The organism is Singulisphaera photorubra, from assembly GCF_045290345.1.
Taxonomy (GTDB): Bacteria; Planctomycetota; Planctomycetia; order Isosphaerales; family Isosphaeraceae; genus Singulisphaera.
In genome coordinates this window covers 10,233,531-10,250,010 of record NZ_CP155447.1, presented here as the reverse complement: position 1 = coordinate 10,250,010, position 16,480 = coordinate 10,233,531, and the positions used below count along the sequence as shown (strand labels likewise).

The following is a 16,480-nucleotide window of genomic DNA, read 5'->3' as shown; positions in this document are numbered from 1 at the left end:
TCGATCGATTTCAGCAAGGGATCGAGATGGGCGGCCGTCCAACGCTCACGAGCCGTCGTCACCAGGACGAGCGGGACGCTGGTTCCGAGCAGACCCTCCTCCAGAGCCCGGTTCCAACCTCGGCCTGTGACCGGGACGATCACACTTTCGACGGCTCGATTTCGCTCGACAATCAGCTCTTCCAAGGAAGCGGCCACCTCATCCGATCGGACCGCTTCCCCCTGGCAAAGAACGATGACCCGGATCCCCCCTTGCGGGATCGGGTCGCGATGAAAATGGGCTTCGAATGCGTCGAGCGGCTCGTCGGACGTGGACATTCGGGCTCCCGCGGGCACGTTACTAGGCGCTCGGTCAGAATCAGAAAGAAGAGAAAAGAGGGGCGGAGAGCCGTCGGCCCTCGCCCCGATCGATCAAACGGTTTGAGGGGCAAGCCAGCGTTCAATCGCCTCACGGAACGTGGCTTGAAGCCGCCTGGTCAGAGCCCCCGGTTGTCCCCCCGAGATCGGTGTGTCGTCGATCCGGATGACCGGAAAAATCTCGATGGTCGTACCGACGAGCAGGACTTCATCGGCCCGCTTGAGGTCGTCCAGGCTCAACCGCGCTTCCGCGAAGGGGATGCCGGTTTCCCCGGCCGCCTCGATGAGGAACCGGCGGGTCGTCCCCGGCAGAATCCCATTGTCTTCGGGTGTTCCCTCCAGCCGGCCATCGCGGACCCAGAGGACCGAGCTGTGGGTGGCTTCGGTCACGAGCCCGTCTTCACCGACCAGGATCGCCTCGAAACAACCGGCACGGTGCGCGGCTTCATGCGCCATGACGTTGGCGAGCAAGTTGGTCGACTTGACGTCGCAGCGTTTCCATCGCAGTTCAGGTTGGCTTAACGTCGCGACCCCGCTCTCCCGGTTTCGAGAGGGCTGCGTATCATCATACGAACGGATGACAATCAACTCGGTCGGCGGTACGGATGCGTCGGGGAAGGCATGCGCACGGGGGGCCACACCTCGCGTGATGTGCAGGTAGGCCGTACCTTCCTCAACTCCGCTGGCGGAGATCGTGCGATTCACGCGGTTCATCAGCTCTGTGAGGTCGACCGCGGGAAACTCCATGGAGGCGAGGCTTCGCCGGAGTCGGCCAAGATGCGCTTCCTCGAGCCAGCAGCGGCCCTGGTAAATCCGCATGACTTCGTAGACGGCGTCGCCGAAGAGAAAACCTCGGTCCCAGATCGGGATCCGCGCCTCGTCCACCGGCATCAGTTCGCCATTGAGGCAGGCCAGACTCTCCATCGGTCGTACGTCTCCGCAAAAGAGGGGCAAATATAAAGCCATCGTTATTGAGCCACGTCCGATCGGGTCGAGGATCAGACGGCTCGTCTCGATACGAGGTCGAATGAACTCAAAGATAAACGGCCGGACCCTCGCTCGGCAATGGAGCGAGGCCGATCTCTCGCGTCGGGCGAGAGATCGGCCTCCTCAATACTCCGATCGAAGCACGAGCCGGGTCGCGTTCTTCTCACTTGGCTCCGAGCGCGACGCCATCCTTGGAAGCAAGGACTTTCTCGAGTTGCTTCTCGAGCTCGGCGGCCGTGCGGATGCTCCGGTTGACGACTTTACCCTGGCTGTCGACGAGGATCATCGTCGGCAGGGCGATGATGCCGTAGCTGCTGGCGAACGGGTTCTTCTCGAGTCCACCCGGCTCGTAGATTTGCGGCCAGGGGAGCGGATTGCCCTTGAGGAACTCGTCGAGGTCCTCGCTTCTCTCGTCGAGGCAGATGCCCACGATGTCGAGACCTTGGCCGTGATACTTCTCATAGAGCTTCACGAGTTCGGGCAGATCCTTCTTGACGGGGTCGGCCCACGTGGCCCAGAAGGTGACGAGCAACGCCTTGCCGCGTGACTTCGCGGTGTCGATCGTCTCCTTGTTCAGGCTCTGACCCTTGATGTCGAGCGGTTTGCCCACGAGGTCGAGCCGGTTCAGGGCACCGGCCGCCTTCCGGCCCTGGTCGGTGTCGGCAAAGCTGCGAGTCAAGGTGTTATAGAAGGTTTTCGCCTCGTCCTCCTCGGCATTGTATTCGTGGGCGCTGGCGAGTTGGAGCAGGGCGTCAGGCGACTCTTCGGCCTTCGGGTTCTTGTCCACGAAACCCTTGAGATCGGCCATCCACTTCTTCTGGTTGGCCATCACGTTGCCGCCTTCGTCGTTCTTCGCGGCGAACTCGGCGAAGATCTTGCGGAAGGCCGCGTAGGTTCCGAGCTTGCTCCCCTGCTCGCTCTCGACCAACTTGTCGAGGGCCCCCAGTCCGGCGGCGAAGAGTCCCGTCTGGTAGGCTGCCGCGAGGCTATCGACGATCTGCTTGTTGTAGATCAGCCGGTCCTCCGGGGTCTTCGCAACTTTCACGACCGCCTGAAGCAGCGGGATTCGGCCGCGGTGGAACTGAGCCAAGGCCGTCTTCGACTCGGCGCTGGCATTGGCCTCGTCATAAGTGGCGAGTTCCTTCAGAGCGGTTTCCACCTCGGGATCTTGAGGCCCGCCCGCGACGGCCCCATGCTCCTGGAAGAGCGAGGAGCGAATTCCCCCTTCGCTCGCGACCAGCGGCTTGGTCGGATCGACGGCCCGAGGCAACGCGACGAACTTCCAGACGTCGCCCAGCTTGATCATTTCGGGGACTTGCAGGAACGCCATGTTCGGGGCGTTGGCCTGCCCGGCCGTGGTCGCGGGGAAGATGACCGCGTTCTCGTACAGAATCAGGTCCTGCTTCAACGACGTCGAGGGGTCGGCCGGAATGAGGTGGGGCATCATCCCATCGAGTCGGCTCCAAACGGTCTGGCTGTTCCAACCTTTGAGGTTTTGCAGAACCGCTCTGACCTCGGTAACCCGGTTGGTGGCGCCATCGGCGACTTGCTTGATCGTCGCTTGAGGAACTCCCAAAGCCGTCAGTTCCTCGGGGGTCGCCAGGACCGACTCCATCAGGGGAAGATCCGACGAGACGAGCGCCTGGACGAAGACCTTCGAGGCCTCTTCTGCGGAAAGGCGCTTCCAGCCGGTGATCTGGACCTTCCACTCCTTGTCTTTTTCGTTCTCCTTGGCGCCTTTCGCAATGCTCTTGACGGTCGCGATTCGGGTGCCCCCAGCATTCAGCCAGCGGCACGTGTCGAGGCTTCGGTCATTATTGAGATCGTTCTCACGATAGACCTCGAAACCGTCCTGATAGTAGCTCCACTGGTCGAGGAGACGATTTCCGTCGGTGTCGAGGAACTTGCGCAGCAACTTTCCCTGACCGTCGCGAAGCGCAAAGCCGACCTGCTGCTTATTGGCGTCGGTGACTGCCTCAACCTTACAGGCGTTGATCGCCGCGGGGTCGGTCACCAACTCGTACTCGACCCCCTTGAGGCTGGGCTTGAAATCCAGCAACGCCGCTGGCGTCGTTTTCGATTGGCCCATAGCCACGAACGGGGTCATTCCCAACAGGCCGGCCGCGACCGTCAATGTCCGCAGAGACCGCATGGCTGTCTCCTACTTGGCAGGGGTCGATGCCCCGGGATCATACCGCCGACCGTTCCACGGTCGGGGGATCCAGTCCTCGGGCACGCCGTTGATCGTCGGATCGACGTGACCGCAAAACTGGATTTTGTAAAACTTACTAGGGCAACTGCCCCCGCATGTCATTTCGCCAATTCGGTGGATCCGTCACCAGAGGCGCGACCGCTCTCTCCGTTTTCATCGGCGTTCTCGGCCCTGGGGCTCAAGGCGGGAACCAAAAACTGTGATTCTCCAGCCTTAGAGGTCTGTGGGGCCTGGCCCGATGCCGTCCAAATGGGCAAAGCGCGTGCCTGGAGTCGCGAGTCCTGGACCACTTTGTCTGGATCTGAGGCGTCTGAGGCGTTGCACTCGCCGTCGAACATCCGCAAACTCGGGGGCTCTTGTCATGTTCTCGATCCTTCTCCGAGGAGTTTGCATCCATGAAGGTCGTTCAACGCTCGAGCCAGTTTGGGGGAGCAAAACCCCTCGATTGGTCATCGAGAATTCATCCTGGATCGGTCTCGACCAGGTTAGGACTCGCGATCTGCCTTCTGATCGCTCTCCCCGGAGCGCGGGCAACGGCGGGCGATCCGCAAATCCCGACCTACCCCGATCACGCCCGGCTTCTGGTGGTCAGAAACGCCGAGGGGCGGAAGTGCCGGTCCGGTCGGCCACGGATTGGCAGGTCCGCCGTGCCCACATCATCGCCAACCTCCAAGCAGTCATGGGACCTCTGCCCGGTGGCGAGCGTCGGGTTCCGCTCGATCTCAAAGTCCTCGAGACAGTTGATGAACCAACCCTGGTCCGCAAGAAGATCAGCTTTGCCAGCGAGCCGGGTGACCGGGTTCCCGCCTGGCTCCTGATCCCCAAGTCGAGCGGTAAGCATGCCGCCATGCTCTGCTTGCATCAGACCACCGCGATCGGGAAGGACGAGCCGACAGGGCTTGGCGGTATGCCCAACCTACATTATGCCAAAGAACTCGCGGAGCGAGGCTACGTCACCATCGCTCCGGATTATCCGAACTTCGGCGAGCGCAAAGTCGACGCTTACGCTCTCGGTTACGCCAGCGCGTCCATGAAGGGAATCTGGGACCATCTTCGCGCGGTCGACCTTCTTAGTTCGCTCGATGAAGTCGACCCGGAGCGCATCGGCGTCATTGGGCACTCGCTTGGGGGACATAATTCGATCTTCGTGGCGATCTTCGACCCCAGGATCAAGGCTGTCGTCTCGTCGTGCGGCTTCAATGCGTTCCCATCCTACAGCAATGGGAACATCACGGGCTGGTCGCACAAAGGGTACATGCCGCGGCTCAAGGACACGTATCAGCTTGATCTCAATAAGGTTCCGTTTGATTTCCCGGAACTGATCGGGGCCCTGGCGCCTCGCGCTTTCTTCACCAACTCGCCGATCCGAGACGACAACTTCGCGGTTGGGGGAGTCAAACAGTGCCTCGTCGCCGCCGAGCCTGTCTACCGGTTACTCGGGGCCTCCGATCGGCTTGTCGCGGTCTATCCCGATGCTGAGCACGATTTCCCCCAGGCCGAGCGCACGCGTGCCTACGAGTTTCTTGACCGGAATCTCGCGACGGCTCCGTGATTCCACATGGCAGTCCCCTGCCCCCTCCGCTTCGCGATCATGAGTGAGACGATGGGAGGGGAAGGTGGATCATGGTTGTCCTGGGCCCTGGATTCTTGGTCTCGGCGAGCGCGAGAGCTGGGACCTCGGCTTGACAACCCTTGGAATCGGCGTAGTCTACTTTCTTTAGGATTTTCTCCCCCCTTCCGAAGCCCGAGACGATCTCGACCAGGCTCCTTGGGAGGTACGGGAACGTAGTCCCACCCGCCTCAACCTTGGATGAGGGCGCCATGGATCGACGCATCCTTGTGGTGGACGATAGCGAGCTGATTTGTCAGCAGTTGTCCCAGCTCCTTGCTTCCCCCGATCGACGGATCAAAGTGGCCCATGATGGGACCACCGCCCTGGAATGGATCGTTGAGCGAAACTTCTCCCTGGTCCTGACGGACCTCTGCCTGCCTGGGATCAACGGCCTCGATCTGATTCGCGAGATTCGCCAGCGCGACTTGCCGGTCACCGCGATCGTGATGACCGGGCATGCCTCGATTGATTCGGCCGTCGCGGCCATGAAGCTTGGCGCCTACGACTACTTGCTCAAGCCGATCGACGCGCTTCGCCTTGGCGTACTTGTCGAGCAGGCCCTTGACGATCGCAAGCTGCTTGACGAGGTCGAATCGCTCAGGCATGGCGTGCAGCAGCGTTGCGCTTACCACAACCTGCTCGGAAAGAGTCCCCGGATGCGCGAAGTCTTCTCCCGCGTGGCACGAGTGGCCTCATCGTCTTGCACCGTCTTGATCACGGGCGAGACCGGGACCGGCAAGGAACTGGTGGCGCAGGCGATTCACTATAGCGATGTCACCCGACGCGAGCCGCTCGTCGCGGTGAATTGCGCGGCCTTGCCCGAACCGCTGCTCGAAAGCGAGTTCTTTGGCCACGAGAAGGGGGCGTTCACCGGCGCCGATCGTCAGAAGAAGGGCCGGTTCGAACAGGCGAAGCGGGGAACCCTTCTCCTCGACGAGATCGGCGAGTTGCCCTTGGGCATGCAGGCCAAGTTGCTGCGCGTGCTCCAGGACGGGACTTTCGAACGCGTGGGTGGATCCGAAGTGATCCAGGCTGAGTGCCGTGTGCTCGCGGCCACGAACCTCAACCTGGCCGAAGCGGTGGCCGCCGGCCGGTTTCGCGAAGATCTCTTTTATCGGTTGAACGTCGTTTCGATTGAGCTACCCGCGCTTCGCGATCGCGCCGACGATATTCCGATGCTGGTCCAGCACATCCTCAAGCGGTTGCAGGAGCGCCGGCTGCCCGCCAAGACGCTTTCACGCGAGACCTATTCGAGGCTGGCGCGGTACGACTGGCCGGGCAATGTCCGCGAGCTCGAGCACGTGATCGAGCAAGCCGTGGTGACGACCCCGGGGCCGGTGATCGAACCCGATAATTTGCCGCCGCAGGTGGTCTCCACACGGGAGGAACCGTTCAGCCTCGATTTCGACCTGCATCGGCCGCTCCAGTTGATCACCGATGAATTGACCGAACGAGTGGAACGTGCCTATCTCCAGCGCGTGCTCTCGCGGTATCGAGGCCGAATCGATCGTTGTGCGGCTCATTGCGGGCTGTCGCGGCGGAGCATCAGCGAGAAGCTCCGACGTTATGGCATCGACAAGGCCGAATTCAAGTCGAAGTCTCCGCTCCACCAGGAAGTCGCCCTGGTGGAGCCGGTCTGAACCGTCTTCGACTCAATAGCTATCGGCACTGAGGATTTCACCCCCGCCCCGTGTTGCCAACCCTTGGTACACGGCGGGGGTGATTGTGTTCTTGATGAACTTCACCGAGCCGTCGCCAAACACGAAATTGACGCCGCCGGGGTGCCGGCTCGCGTAGTCCTCCACGTGGGCCATCTGATGATTCGGAGTTCTCGGGCCGTGCTCGGTTCCGATCGGTCCGAGGATCATCGTGAATGACTCTTCGGGATCGACGGCGTACTGGTCGTTTCCACCCTCGAACGAAGAGGTCTTGTGGAGCCATCCGCCGATGGCTCGACCGGTCCAGGTGACGTAGCTGAGGTTAAAGCTTCGCTCGCCCGCCATGATCGTCTGGCTCGAGCCGTCGGTCATGTCGGCGAAGCTCAGGCGGCTATTGCGGAAGAACATTCCCGTGCCACGCCCAGGGGCTTCGCCGACCTCGCCGATACCGTACATGCCAACATAATTGCCCGAGGCCACGGTGTAGACCGTCTGTGTGTTGGTCTCGTCCCGCACGGGAACGAGTTGTTTGGGGAAATCGGAGGGGCAGAGAAAGCTATTGAACCTGATGGACTGCGCGGTGACGTTGTCCTGAAAGGTCATGGTCAAGTTGAAATTGATGGCATTGTAGACCGCGGTTTGTTCGAGTTGTGGGAGGATCATGCTCCCCCATGCCCATCCCTGACCGAGGTCGTCCTCGGCCGTTCCCTCGTCGCTGGTGTCGCGTTTCCAGTTGCTGACGTAGCCAGGTGGGAAGGCGCCGATGGCGCTCTGATAGTTATGGATCGCCAGGCCGATCTGCTTGAGATTATTGACGCACTGCGAGCGTCGGGCCGCTTCGCGCGCTGACTGCACGGCCGGGAGCAGGAGTGCGATCAAGACTCCGATGATGGCGATGACGACAAGAAGCTCGATCAGGGTGAACCCTCGCGGACGAGTCCGCGGCGTATATCGAAACATGAGAATCTCCGGAACACTCAACGGAAACCGGGCGCATCAGAATGCGCACCAAGGCCGCCGTGAGCCTGAGCCACAGGGGAACGGTTTTCGATGAAAACCACACAGCGGACGACATCGCGCGGGACACGATGGAGCGTCGTTCAGGCGGTCTCACGTTCCGGGGGGGCTCGGCAGGTGTTCCAGCGGACAGACGTGATCGACGTGGAGGGGCCAGTTGAGGCCTTGAGGAGCAAACCGATCGGCCGGTCGAGGCAGAAAGGGGTGAGAATCCAGGCCTGATGATCGGCCCGATACTGGCAGGCCAAGCACTCGTCGTGATCGTGGGAGAGGTCAGGCGACCAGTGCCCTGCGATATGCGGTCTGGGATCGGCGCAGCCAGCCTCGTGTTGTGAACTTTCCACCCCGTCCGCACGGCCGTGGTCGTGCGAACTCTGGACCAGCACTGTGGCCAGCAGGTAGAGCAGAACTAACCAAGACCGAGACCTTCTCAATAATCAAATCCCCAACACACTCGTCCCATTCGATTCGATCCGGTAAACCCGGAGAGGGCGGAGTGTCCAATATATTGAGGCAGATCTTGGAATCCTGTCAAGCGGTATCAGCCGTGCAATTCAACCGCCAAGCACCATCCGAGCGAGAATTCGCAGTGCATCGGGTTCAAGTCCGGGGCATCTGCCGGCAATGGCTCCAGGCGAATCTTGCGCCGGACGTAGGTCTTGACCACCACCGGCAGCAGATAGAGAAACGTTTCATATTTGTATCATTAAATGCTGATGTTTGCTGTGGTGGAAATTAGAAAGTGTTGTGTTTGCGCGATCGCTCCTCGGTGCTTGCGGCCAAGGCGGATCGGATGAACTTGAGTGATTCCTCGATCGACTCGGGGACGAAGACCACGAGCAAGCCAGGTCCTAGATTATCCAGGGCCCGTTCGATTGCGACCAGCTCGCCCCGCGTCTCGAAGACGTTCTGGACGCGTCCTCCTACGGACAGACCTTGTCGTAGGAGAGCAAGGACGGAGCCGTCCGGCCGTTTGTAGTTGCATCCGTCCTCGTAGAGCAACACCTGGTCGAAGCCGTTTCCCAGGGCCATGCCCTGATCGATGATATCCTCATCACGCCGGTTTCCTGCCGCGGAGTAGACGATCAGACGCTTGTCCTCGGAAAAGCGATCGAGCGCCTCGGCGAGTGACCGAAGCGCCGAGGCGTTGTGCGCGTAGTCCACGATCAGGGTTGCACCGTGGGCCTGGAAGATGTTGAACCGGCCGGGCACGAGTTCGGTCTTACTTTCGAATGTCGCCAACCCCGCGCGAATCGTCTCGCTGGGCAGACCGAGTGCCCAGGCTGCCGCGACTGCCGCCAGTACGTTTTCTTCCTGGAAGGTGATCAGACCGCCAAGAGTCAGTGGCACGTCCGACCTAGCGATCAGCCGCTCATGCCGATCGCCCTCGGCCAGGAGGATCACTCCACCGCGGATGCAGACTGAGCGTCCTCCTGCCCGACCATGCCGATCGAGCACTTTGCAGTCGCCATCCCGCGCGAAGTAGATCAGACGTGCCGGGCTCGAGGTCCCCATCGCAACGACTCGGTGATCCATCGCATTGAGGACAACGGCCCCGTCGGGGGCGACGACCGAGACGACCGTGCTCTTGACCCGGGCCATCTCGTCGAGTGTTGCCACGTCGTGAGAGCCAAGATGGTCGCCCTGGCCAAGGTTCGTGACCACCGCGACATCGCATCGGTCGAACCCGAGTCCGCCCGTCAAGATCCCTCCTCTTGCCGTCTCCAGCACGGCCCCCTCGACCCGCGGGTTCATGAGAATTGTCCGGGCGCTTTGCGGTCCGCTGCAGTCGCCCGCCTGGATCCGCCGCTGATCGAGGTAAATCCCGTCGCTGCACGTCATCCCGATCGTCCGCCCGGCCTGGCGAAGGATGTGGGCGATCAGCCGGGTCGTGGTCGTCTTTCCGTTGGTCCCGGTCACGGCAACGATCGGGACGTGCCCGCGCTCTTCCCCAGGAAACATCAGGTCGACGATCGCCTTCCCGACAGGCCGGACCATCCCCGAGCTCGGGACCAGGTGCATGGAGAGCGAGGGCTCGGCATTGATTTCAATGATTGCCCCACCTTGCTCTTCAAACGGTCTGCCGATGTCTGGAATCACCACGTCGACTCCTGCCACGTCCAGGCCGACGATCCGGACCGCTTCGCGGACGCGTGCGGCCACCTCAGGATGAACGAGGTCCGTCACGTCGGTCGCGGTGCCACCGTCCCGGCGGTGCGTATTCCGCCGGATCAAGATCACGGCGCCGGCCGGAGGGACGGCCTCGGTGACATAGCCCTGCTCGCCAAGTACGGTCGTCGAGTTTGCGTCGAGGAGGATCGGGAATAGAGGAGTTTTCCAGTCGTCGCCGCGCCTGGGGTCGTCATTGAGCCGGGCGACGAGCTCGGCGATCGTTGACCGCCCGTCGCCGACGACTTGCGGCGGGTCGCGGCGGATTGCGGCGACGACGCAGTCGCCGACGACCAGCAGCCGGTACTCGGAGCCGGGAATGGCATGCTCGACCAGGACCTTGTCGCTCCAGTTGCGTGCTTCGGCGAAGGCGATCGCGACCTGCTTGCGAGTTACCAGCTGGAGGGCCACGCCGCGGCCATTCTCGGCATCCCCGGGCTTGATTACGACGGGGAAGCCCAACTCGAGCGCGGTCGCCCAGGCTTCCTCGAGGTTGGCGACGAGCCGTCCGGATGGGACGGGAACGCCGCATGCTCGGAGAATCAACTTCGTCAATTCTTTGTCGTTGGAGATCTTCTCGGCGATGGCGCCGGTGCGGCTGGTCCTGGCGCCGAGGTAGAAGCGTTGCCGCGCACCGTGGCCCAGCAGGATGAGACCTTCGTTCCGGTCCTTGTCCAGCCTGGCAGTCGGGATTCCCCGCGCCCTGGCCGCCTCGAGGATCGCCTCAACGGCCACCGTGGGCCGGAGTCGCCTGGCCAGGTCGCGGAGGCGATCGGCCTCGGCCGCCGGGTCCAGAGACCCTTGAGTTACTGCGGCCTGCACGATCTTGAGGGAGGCGTCCAGGCAAGCACGTCCCCAACCTTCATCCGCATACGAAATCGCCGTCCGATAAACCCCCGCCTCGGCTGTAGGCCGCGTCCAATACGCCCCGATCGCCGGGTCGGCCATCGCCTGGAGCACCCCGGTGAGGCCGGCGAAGACGTCAGCCAGACCTGTCCCATGGCACAATCGCTCGCGGAGCGACTCGCGCTCGGATCGTGAGTTCTCACCCGAATCCCAGAAGGAGAGCCAGCCCAAGATTCGTGCGTAGTACTCGGGGACTCCGGACGATGGATCATCCTTGAGACCTTCCAGATCAACCCAGGCCTCGAGCACGGGATGAGGAGCCCAGATATTCGGGCCGCGTAGCGCCCATAGCTTTCGGACGATCATGGTAACTCCTCTTGCCGGTAATTCTCGAGGTGAGTGTCGATTTCGTAAATATGGTTTGTTTTATGGTTTGTATGTATTTAGTGTTTGTGTTATGTTTTGCATATTGATGCGGCAGTGAATTTGTGATTGCCGCAACAAGGATGCTTCGATCCACCTGGAATCCACGGTTCTTACCCAGTCATCTGATCCGAGGCGAGCCTCACCCAAAGTGGGGCTTACCTCGTCCGGCGATGGCGGATACGCCGGCTGCAACAGGTCAGTTGATGGGATTGGCGACGGCACCGTAGACCGCCGCGATTTCCCCGGAGGCCATCCGATAGAGGCCGCTCAGGGGGAGCAACGAGATTTCGTCCGCAGGGGTCTCCGGCGTCGCTGGTCGATCGCGACCGTCCAGCGCGAAGTAGGGCGGCAAATCCGCGCACACTCCATTTCGCGAGCCCACGCGGATGGCTTCGACGACGCAGCCACTTGGCACGGCGTAGGGGGTTCCCACGACATCATCGCGGTGAGGAACGGCGATGATTCGACCGGGACGCACATTGAGCAATTCGACGTTCATCGCCATTGGCTCCCCTCGATGCTTGGGACCAGGTCGGTTCGGCTGAACACGGGATGGCCTTGCGAACGACGCGAACTCGGCGGACCAGCGATTCCAGTCGTTTATGGCTGGATCGTCCGGAGTTTTATTTATCGCCTTCTCTCGATCCGTCATCGGGACAGTCCGAGGAATTGCCAGAATGCTTCGACCATTTCGCCTCGCCTGGCAGGGCCGAAAGGATCGACTGGGGCAGTGACGGACCCAGCCGGCTTCCGCAGCAAGGGCACCCAACTCGTTTCAATGACGCGTCGGGCCGATTCGGGGACACGAGGCCGATCGATCGAGGCGAAGGGTTCGACCCGGCGTAGCGCCCGGTCGAACGCCGAGGCCATTTCAGCGGAGGAGACGAACGACTCGGGGCGGAAGGCCCCACCCTCCAGATCCATCAACCCGGCGGAGATGACCGCCATGATGTCCTCGGAGTTCTCGGACGAGGCCGCGACGTCAGAGGCGGGCCGGGTGGGTCCTCGCCCGCGTTCGAGACCCGTCGCTCGTGCCAGGGCGCTGGCGAACTCGGCCCTGGTGATCGGCTCATCGGGCCGGATGCGGCCGTACCGATCGGCCGGCAGGATCCCACGGTTGGCGATCGCCCGGGCCGCTTCGCTTGGGAGGCCCTCGGATTCGGGAGGAGTGGCGGAAGGGAACGAGTCGACCTGGACGGCGATCGGTCGCACGTCGAGCCGGACGCCTTGAGCGGCGTAGGAGTTGTTACCGTCGACCTGGCCAAAGTAACCGCGCGTCTGGCTCGTCTCGGAAAAGGTGAAACGATAACCGCGGCCGTGGTCCCCCGCGAAATCGAGGAGCAGGCCGACCTGCGACGCCGCCGTATTATCGACAAGCCCCCTCGTGATGGCCTGCCTGAGGGCCCCGGCCTGCCCAAGGTCGGCGACGATCCTCCGGTCGCCGAACGACTCTCCGCCCGCAGCGATCCGGGGCTTGTCCGGGTGGATCAGGCAAGACCGGGTTGCGACGTTGTAGCGGTCGCCATGCTCCAGGTAGTCGAGGACCAGGCCGGACAATGTCACCCCGAACGAACCGTCGCGGAGGGAGGCCCGGGTGGCGTCGACGATCGTCACTCCGCCGGTTCCGAGAATCTCGAGTGTGCCTCCTTCCCGCACCAGCACGGCCGTGTCCTCATCGATCCCGAAGCCGAGGTCGATCCTCCGCTCGACCAGGGCCCGGGCGAGCCTCGCGAGCCTGCCGTTTCTCGTGTTGAAGTGCTGATCGACCACCCCTGCCGGAAATAGCCCGAGTCCGCGCGAGACCAGGACGCCGCGGTGATGTGAGGCCGCGGCCAGACCGAAGTCGAGCGTGTCGATCGGGTCGCCCGCGGCGGAGATCATCAGGTCGCCCATGACGGCTGCCCCGGCACTGGTCCCCGCCACCACGCCGCCACGTCCCAGGACCTCGCGGATGGCGTCGAGCGCGGGCGTGCCACGACCGGCCTCGCCAAGCAGTGCCCCGGCCGCCAGCCGCTGGTCGCCCCCGGCGATAAACAGGCCCGTACAGCCCCGGATCTGATCCACCACGACGGGATCGCTTGCCTTCTCGGCCGCGTTGGCCGCGGTGAGGTCGACGATCAGGATTCGCTCCTTAGGGACGCCGTGCCGCACCAGGCATACGGCCGCACGCCGTGCCGACATGTCAAGGCTGCTTGCCGCAGGGATGATCCCGATTCGAGCCCGGTCCTTCCCACCGGCTAGCTCGACCAACGCACCGTAGACTCGCGCGTTTTCGGAACGAAGGCCCCCGCCAATCAGGAGCAGGTTCCCTCGCGAAACTTCGGCCCCGGTGGAGACGTCAGGGATCGTCAACGCCAACACCACGAACACGCATCGGCCTCTCGTCGCTCGACAGCTTGTCATCATCGACATGGAACCGCCTCGTTCGGAACTCATCGAGACTGATCATGAGCACGCAGGATGCCGATTCAACCGTTTTCAGCCGGATCAGTGCAGGTATCGAGATCCATCAGTAATTGAGATGCAACTCAACAAAACGATTCACTTGCAAAGCCGAGAGAGGCGAGGCAGGCGGGGCACGCGATCGCTCGCTGGACTGCGAAGACGGAAGAGGTTGAACCCAATGCGTTTCGTTCGTTCAGTGGCCGTCGTTCCCCTTGAGTCATGTCATTGTCGATTGAGTTGCGTTCGAAGCGTCCTGCCCACTGGTACTAAAGCGGAGGTCAGATTTGGTAACCGATCGTGTTGACGATTTGTGCGGCAGAGAGTTGGGGGTGGCGGGCGCACCGCGGTAGCTCAGGACAGCGATCTTGACTCCATTCCCCGCGACCACCCAAGGCGCGTGGGCCTCCACGTCATCCAACCGGAAGACCTGGGAAAGCGACGAATGCCGTACCAGGTCGAGCTTCGGATGAAACGAACCACGTCGAGGACTCAGCGCGGCATGGGCGCGACTTTGTTCCAGATCGCCATGACATCGCCACTCCCTCGTCGTGGGATGCCGTTTTCCGACATGACTTGATCGGTCGCCTCTTCGATCGCTCCGCGACGGAATACCATCGTCTCGGACAGTTCTCCGAAAAAGCGAAACGTGACGAACTCTCCCTGGCCTTGCTGGAGCATTTCGACGAGGTGGTGGAGGTTCTTCACCCTCACCCCGTCAACGTGCGACACGACCTGTCCAAACGAGTTCCCGTACCCTTTCGCAATCTTATGGGCCAGCAGTGGTGCCGTGACCACGACCAACTCCTCGCCCGGGAAAGCCGCACGGTCACCAGCGCGACTCAAGAGCGGGCTGCCCGCGAGCGCTATGGGGTTACCCTGGATGTAGTAGGGGACCACCTCCTCGAAGACCGGCGAGAAGACTAACGGGCCGTAGACGAAGAACGGGGGGTACTGTCCTCGGTACGGTTTGATCAGCCGGTCGTCCTCACGGCTCAATGAGAGGCCGATCTCGAGAGACTTGCCGTCCCGAACCAATGTCACGGGGAGGATCCCTTCCTTGGCCAGGCGTGGAATCAACGACGTGAACGGCAGCCTCAGATTCTCCTCGTAGTCGACCATCCCCTCGTTGTCGAGCGCGGCGTCACCGATACGAGTGATGACGTCGCCTTCACAAAGCGGGTAGGTCGAGTCGCTCCGGCCTGGCCTGTTGACCATGATCCCGCGGACCGACTTGGCCAGCCCGAGTCGGGCGCGTAACGCCTCATTCTCGAGAACCTGATAGCGATCGCTCGTCCGCAACTTGCCGTCGTAGCGGCCGTCTTTGACGTCGTCGAGGTAAGCGTCGATCTCCTCGTTCGGGATGACATAACCGACGTTCTCGGCACGACCAAGTTGGCCGAAAGTCAGACCGATCATTCTGCCGTCAACGAGGGCCGGACCGCCGCTGCTGCCGGGGTTGACGGCGGCATCAACCTGAATCCGCATCCCCTCAACAATGTCATTGTACTCGGCGTACTCGACGCGCGAGACGATCCCGCGCGTGACAGCCAGGCCACTGCCTCCGACCGAGAAACCGTAAACGACCACGCCCACGTTGGACGAAGGTCGTTGCGCCGCCCGGGGCATTGGAGGCCGCGTCTCGAAGAATTTCGACTCGTTCACCGTGACCGTTGCCAGGTCGATGCCTGGACCCACCGTGGCCACCTTTCCTTCGAAGCGATCCCCACCTTGCCTGCCCTGGACGGTGACATCGTCCGCGTAAAGCAGGAGGTGAGCGTTGGTCAGGATGGTCTTGCCATCAACGATCACGCCAGTGCCCATCAACTCGACCGGATTCTGTTTGGCCCAGGGCCGCACAGGATTTGGCACCCTGATCGTCGCGTACACCCGAACGACCGAGTCTTCCGGCGCCGCGGCGTAGGCCTCGATGACGCCACCGATGAGCAAGGCAAAACCAATGAAAATCGGTTGTATTCTCATAATGCGTTCTCTTTCCCGTTGGGCGCCATTGGGTACCAGTTCCTCAATCAAGGCATGCGCCGTCGCATCCTCCCACGCCTGACTCGTTGTCGACCGGCTCGATCGCGGAGGAACGGCCGCTCTCGCGGTGGGTGAAGTTGTCACTCTGCTTACCGGCGAGAGTCTCGAGGGCCCACCGCAGCAGGCATGAAGGGCAAAGGCCCTTCGGCGCATCGTCCGGCATAGTCGTCTTGCACGTTGGGCACTCATTAGACAGTGTCATTGCATCGACCTCCTTGAACTTGTCTTTCTCCAAAGAGAAAAGCAAAGGTAGGGAAAGGTCACGAGGACACGGGCGATTCGTTTCACCGAACAATGAGTCGGAGTATCGTGTGCGCGAAAGACGGCCAGCCTCCATGCCAGGGAGGGACTCTCGTGCTCCGTGGACTCCCTCGTGGTGGCCGGGTGAAATCATCGCTCAGTGAAAATCGCGATCGCATTCACCTGCGTGTCACCCGAAAAGCCCGTTGCCATGCTCGAAACTGCGGCTGGGCAAGCGATTTACGAGTCATGACGGACTCGGCATTTGCGGATTTCCCGTGTGCCGTTGCGAGGTTCCGTGCTCAGTTGAAGGAGATTGAGCTGGACTGGAAGGTCCCGCCACTGACACGCTCAGGGCGTCCAACAATAACCGGTAGGGCGGGCGGGGCGGCTGTGGCCCCAGTGAGCTGACGCCCCCTGCTCGCCTTTCAGGCGAGCGAAATCAGCCCAGAGGTCAGCACTCGCTCGCCTG

11 protein-coding genes are annotated in these 16,480 nt (G+C 62.1%); 2 read left to right on the top strand and 9 right to left on the bottom strand.

Translation table 11 applies throughout. From position 1 onward, the window contains the following. Positions 1-410: 410 nt before the first annotated feature. Positions 411-1,280, bottom strand: a complete 870-nt coding sequence (locus V5E97_RS38305; RefSeq protein ID WP_406696809.1) for an aminotransferase class IV — start codon at positions 1,278-1,280, stop codon at positions 411-413. Positions 1,281-1,506: 226 nt separating this feature from the next. Continuing rightward, positions 1,507-3,495, bottom strand: a complete 1,989-nt coding sequence (locus tag V5E97_RS38300) for a redoxin domain-containing protein (RefSeq protein WP_406696808.1) — start codon at positions 3,493-3,495, stop codon at positions 1,507-1,509. 670 nt (positions 3,496-4,165) lie between these two features. Between V5E97_RS38300 and V5E97_RS38295 the strand changes: the two genes are divergently transcribed. Both V5E97_RS38295 and V5E97_RS38290 read left to right on the top strand, forming a co-directional pair. Continuing rightward, positions 4,166-5,107, top strand: a complete 942-nt coding sequence (locus V5E97_RS38295) for an alpha/beta hydrolase (RefSeq protein WP_406696807.1) — start codon at positions 4,166-4,168, stop codon at positions 5,105-5,107. A 269-nt stretch (positions 5,108-5,376) separates the two neighbouring features. After that, on the top strand, positions 5,377-6,807 hold the full coding sequence (locus V5E97_RS38290; protein ID WP_406696806.1) for a sigma-54-dependent transcriptional regulator: 1,431 nt from the start codon (positions 5,377-5,379) through the stop codon (positions 6,805-6,807). Positions 6,808-6,819: 12 nt separating this feature from the next. Here V5E97_RS38290 and V5E97_RS38285 read toward each other — a convergent pair whose 3' ends face one another. From V5E97_RS38285 to V5E97_RS38255, 7 genes are all read right to left on the bottom strand, one after another. After that, positions 6,820-7,785 (bottom strand): DUF1559 family PulG-like putative transporter, encoded by a 966-nt coding sequence (locus V5E97_RS38285; protein ID WP_406696805.1) that lies wholly within the window; start codon positions 7,783-7,785, stop codon positions 6,820-6,822. A gap of 140 nt (positions 7,786-7,925) precedes the next feature. Then, a complete protein-coding gene (locus V5E97_RS38280; RefSeq protein WP_406696804.1) occupies positions 7,926-8,276 on the bottom strand; it encodes a hypothetical protein in 351 nt (116 codons plus the stop codon). 301 nt (positions 8,277-8,577) lie between these two features. Further along, the gene (locus V5E97_RS38275) at positions 8,578-11,223 is read right to left on the bottom strand and encodes a cyanophycin synthetase (protein WP_406696802.1); all 2,646 of its coding nucleotides are present in this window, start codon (positions 11,221-11,223) and stop codon (positions 8,578-8,580) included. A 256-nt stretch (positions 11,224-11,479) separates the two neighbouring features. After that, entirely contained in the window at positions 11,480-11,782 is a 303-nt protein-coding gene (locus V5E97_RS38270) for a hypothetical protein (RefSeq protein WP_406696801.1), read from the bottom strand. 149 nt (positions 11,783-11,931) lie between these two features. Continuing rightward, entirely contained in the window at positions 11,932-13,653 is a 1,722-nt protein-coding gene (locus tag V5E97_RS38265; protein ID WP_406696800.1) for a cyanophycinase, read from the bottom strand. 564 nt (positions 13,654-14,217) lie between these two features. Next, entirely contained in the window at positions 14,218-15,708 is a 1,491-nt protein-coding gene (locus V5E97_RS38260) for a S1C family serine protease (protein WP_406696799.1), read from the bottom strand. 43 nt (positions 15,709-15,751) lie between these two features. Continuing rightward, complete coding sequence (locus tag V5E97_RS38255) at positions 15,752-15,970, bottom strand: hypothetical protein (protein WP_406696798.1); 219 nt, start codon at positions 15,968-15,970, stop codon at positions 15,752-15,754. Positions 15,971-16,480: the final 510 nt, after the last annotated feature.

Bases quoted from the DNA above. Each gene is read 5' to 3' on its own strand.
- V5E97_RS38285 (WP_406696805.1), bottom strand. From the start codon at position 7,785: ATGTTTCGATATACGCCGCGGACTCGTCCGCGAGGGTTCACCCTGATC.
- V5E97_RS38260 (WP_406696799.1), bottom strand. From the start codon at position 15,708: ATGAGAATACAACCGATTTTCATTGGTTTTGCCTTGCTCATCGGTGGC.
- V5E97_RS38290 (WP_406696806.1), top strand. From the start codon at position 5,377: ATGGATCGACGCATCCTTGTGGTGGACGATAGCGAGCTGATTTGTCAG.
- V5E97_RS38275 (WP_406696802.1), bottom strand. From the start codon at position 11,223: ATGATCGTCCGAAAGCTATGGGCGCTACGCGGCCCGAATATCTGGGCT.
- V5E97_RS38270 (WP_406696801.1), bottom strand. From the start codon at position 11,782: ATGAACGTCGAATTGCTCAATGTGCGTCCCGGTCGAATCATCGCCGTT.
- V5E97_RS38255 (WP_406696798.1), bottom strand. From the start codon at position 15,970: ATGACACTGTCTAATGAGTGCCCAACGTGCAAGACGACTATGCCGGAC.
- V5E97_RS38300 (WP_406696808.1), bottom strand. From the start codon at position 3,495: ATGCGGTCTCTGCGGACATTGACGGTCGCGGCCGGCCTGTTGGGAATG.
- V5E97_RS38305 (WP_406696809.1), bottom strand. From the start codon at position 1,280: ATGGAGAGTCTGGCCTGCCTCAATGGCGAACTGATGCCGGTGGACGAG.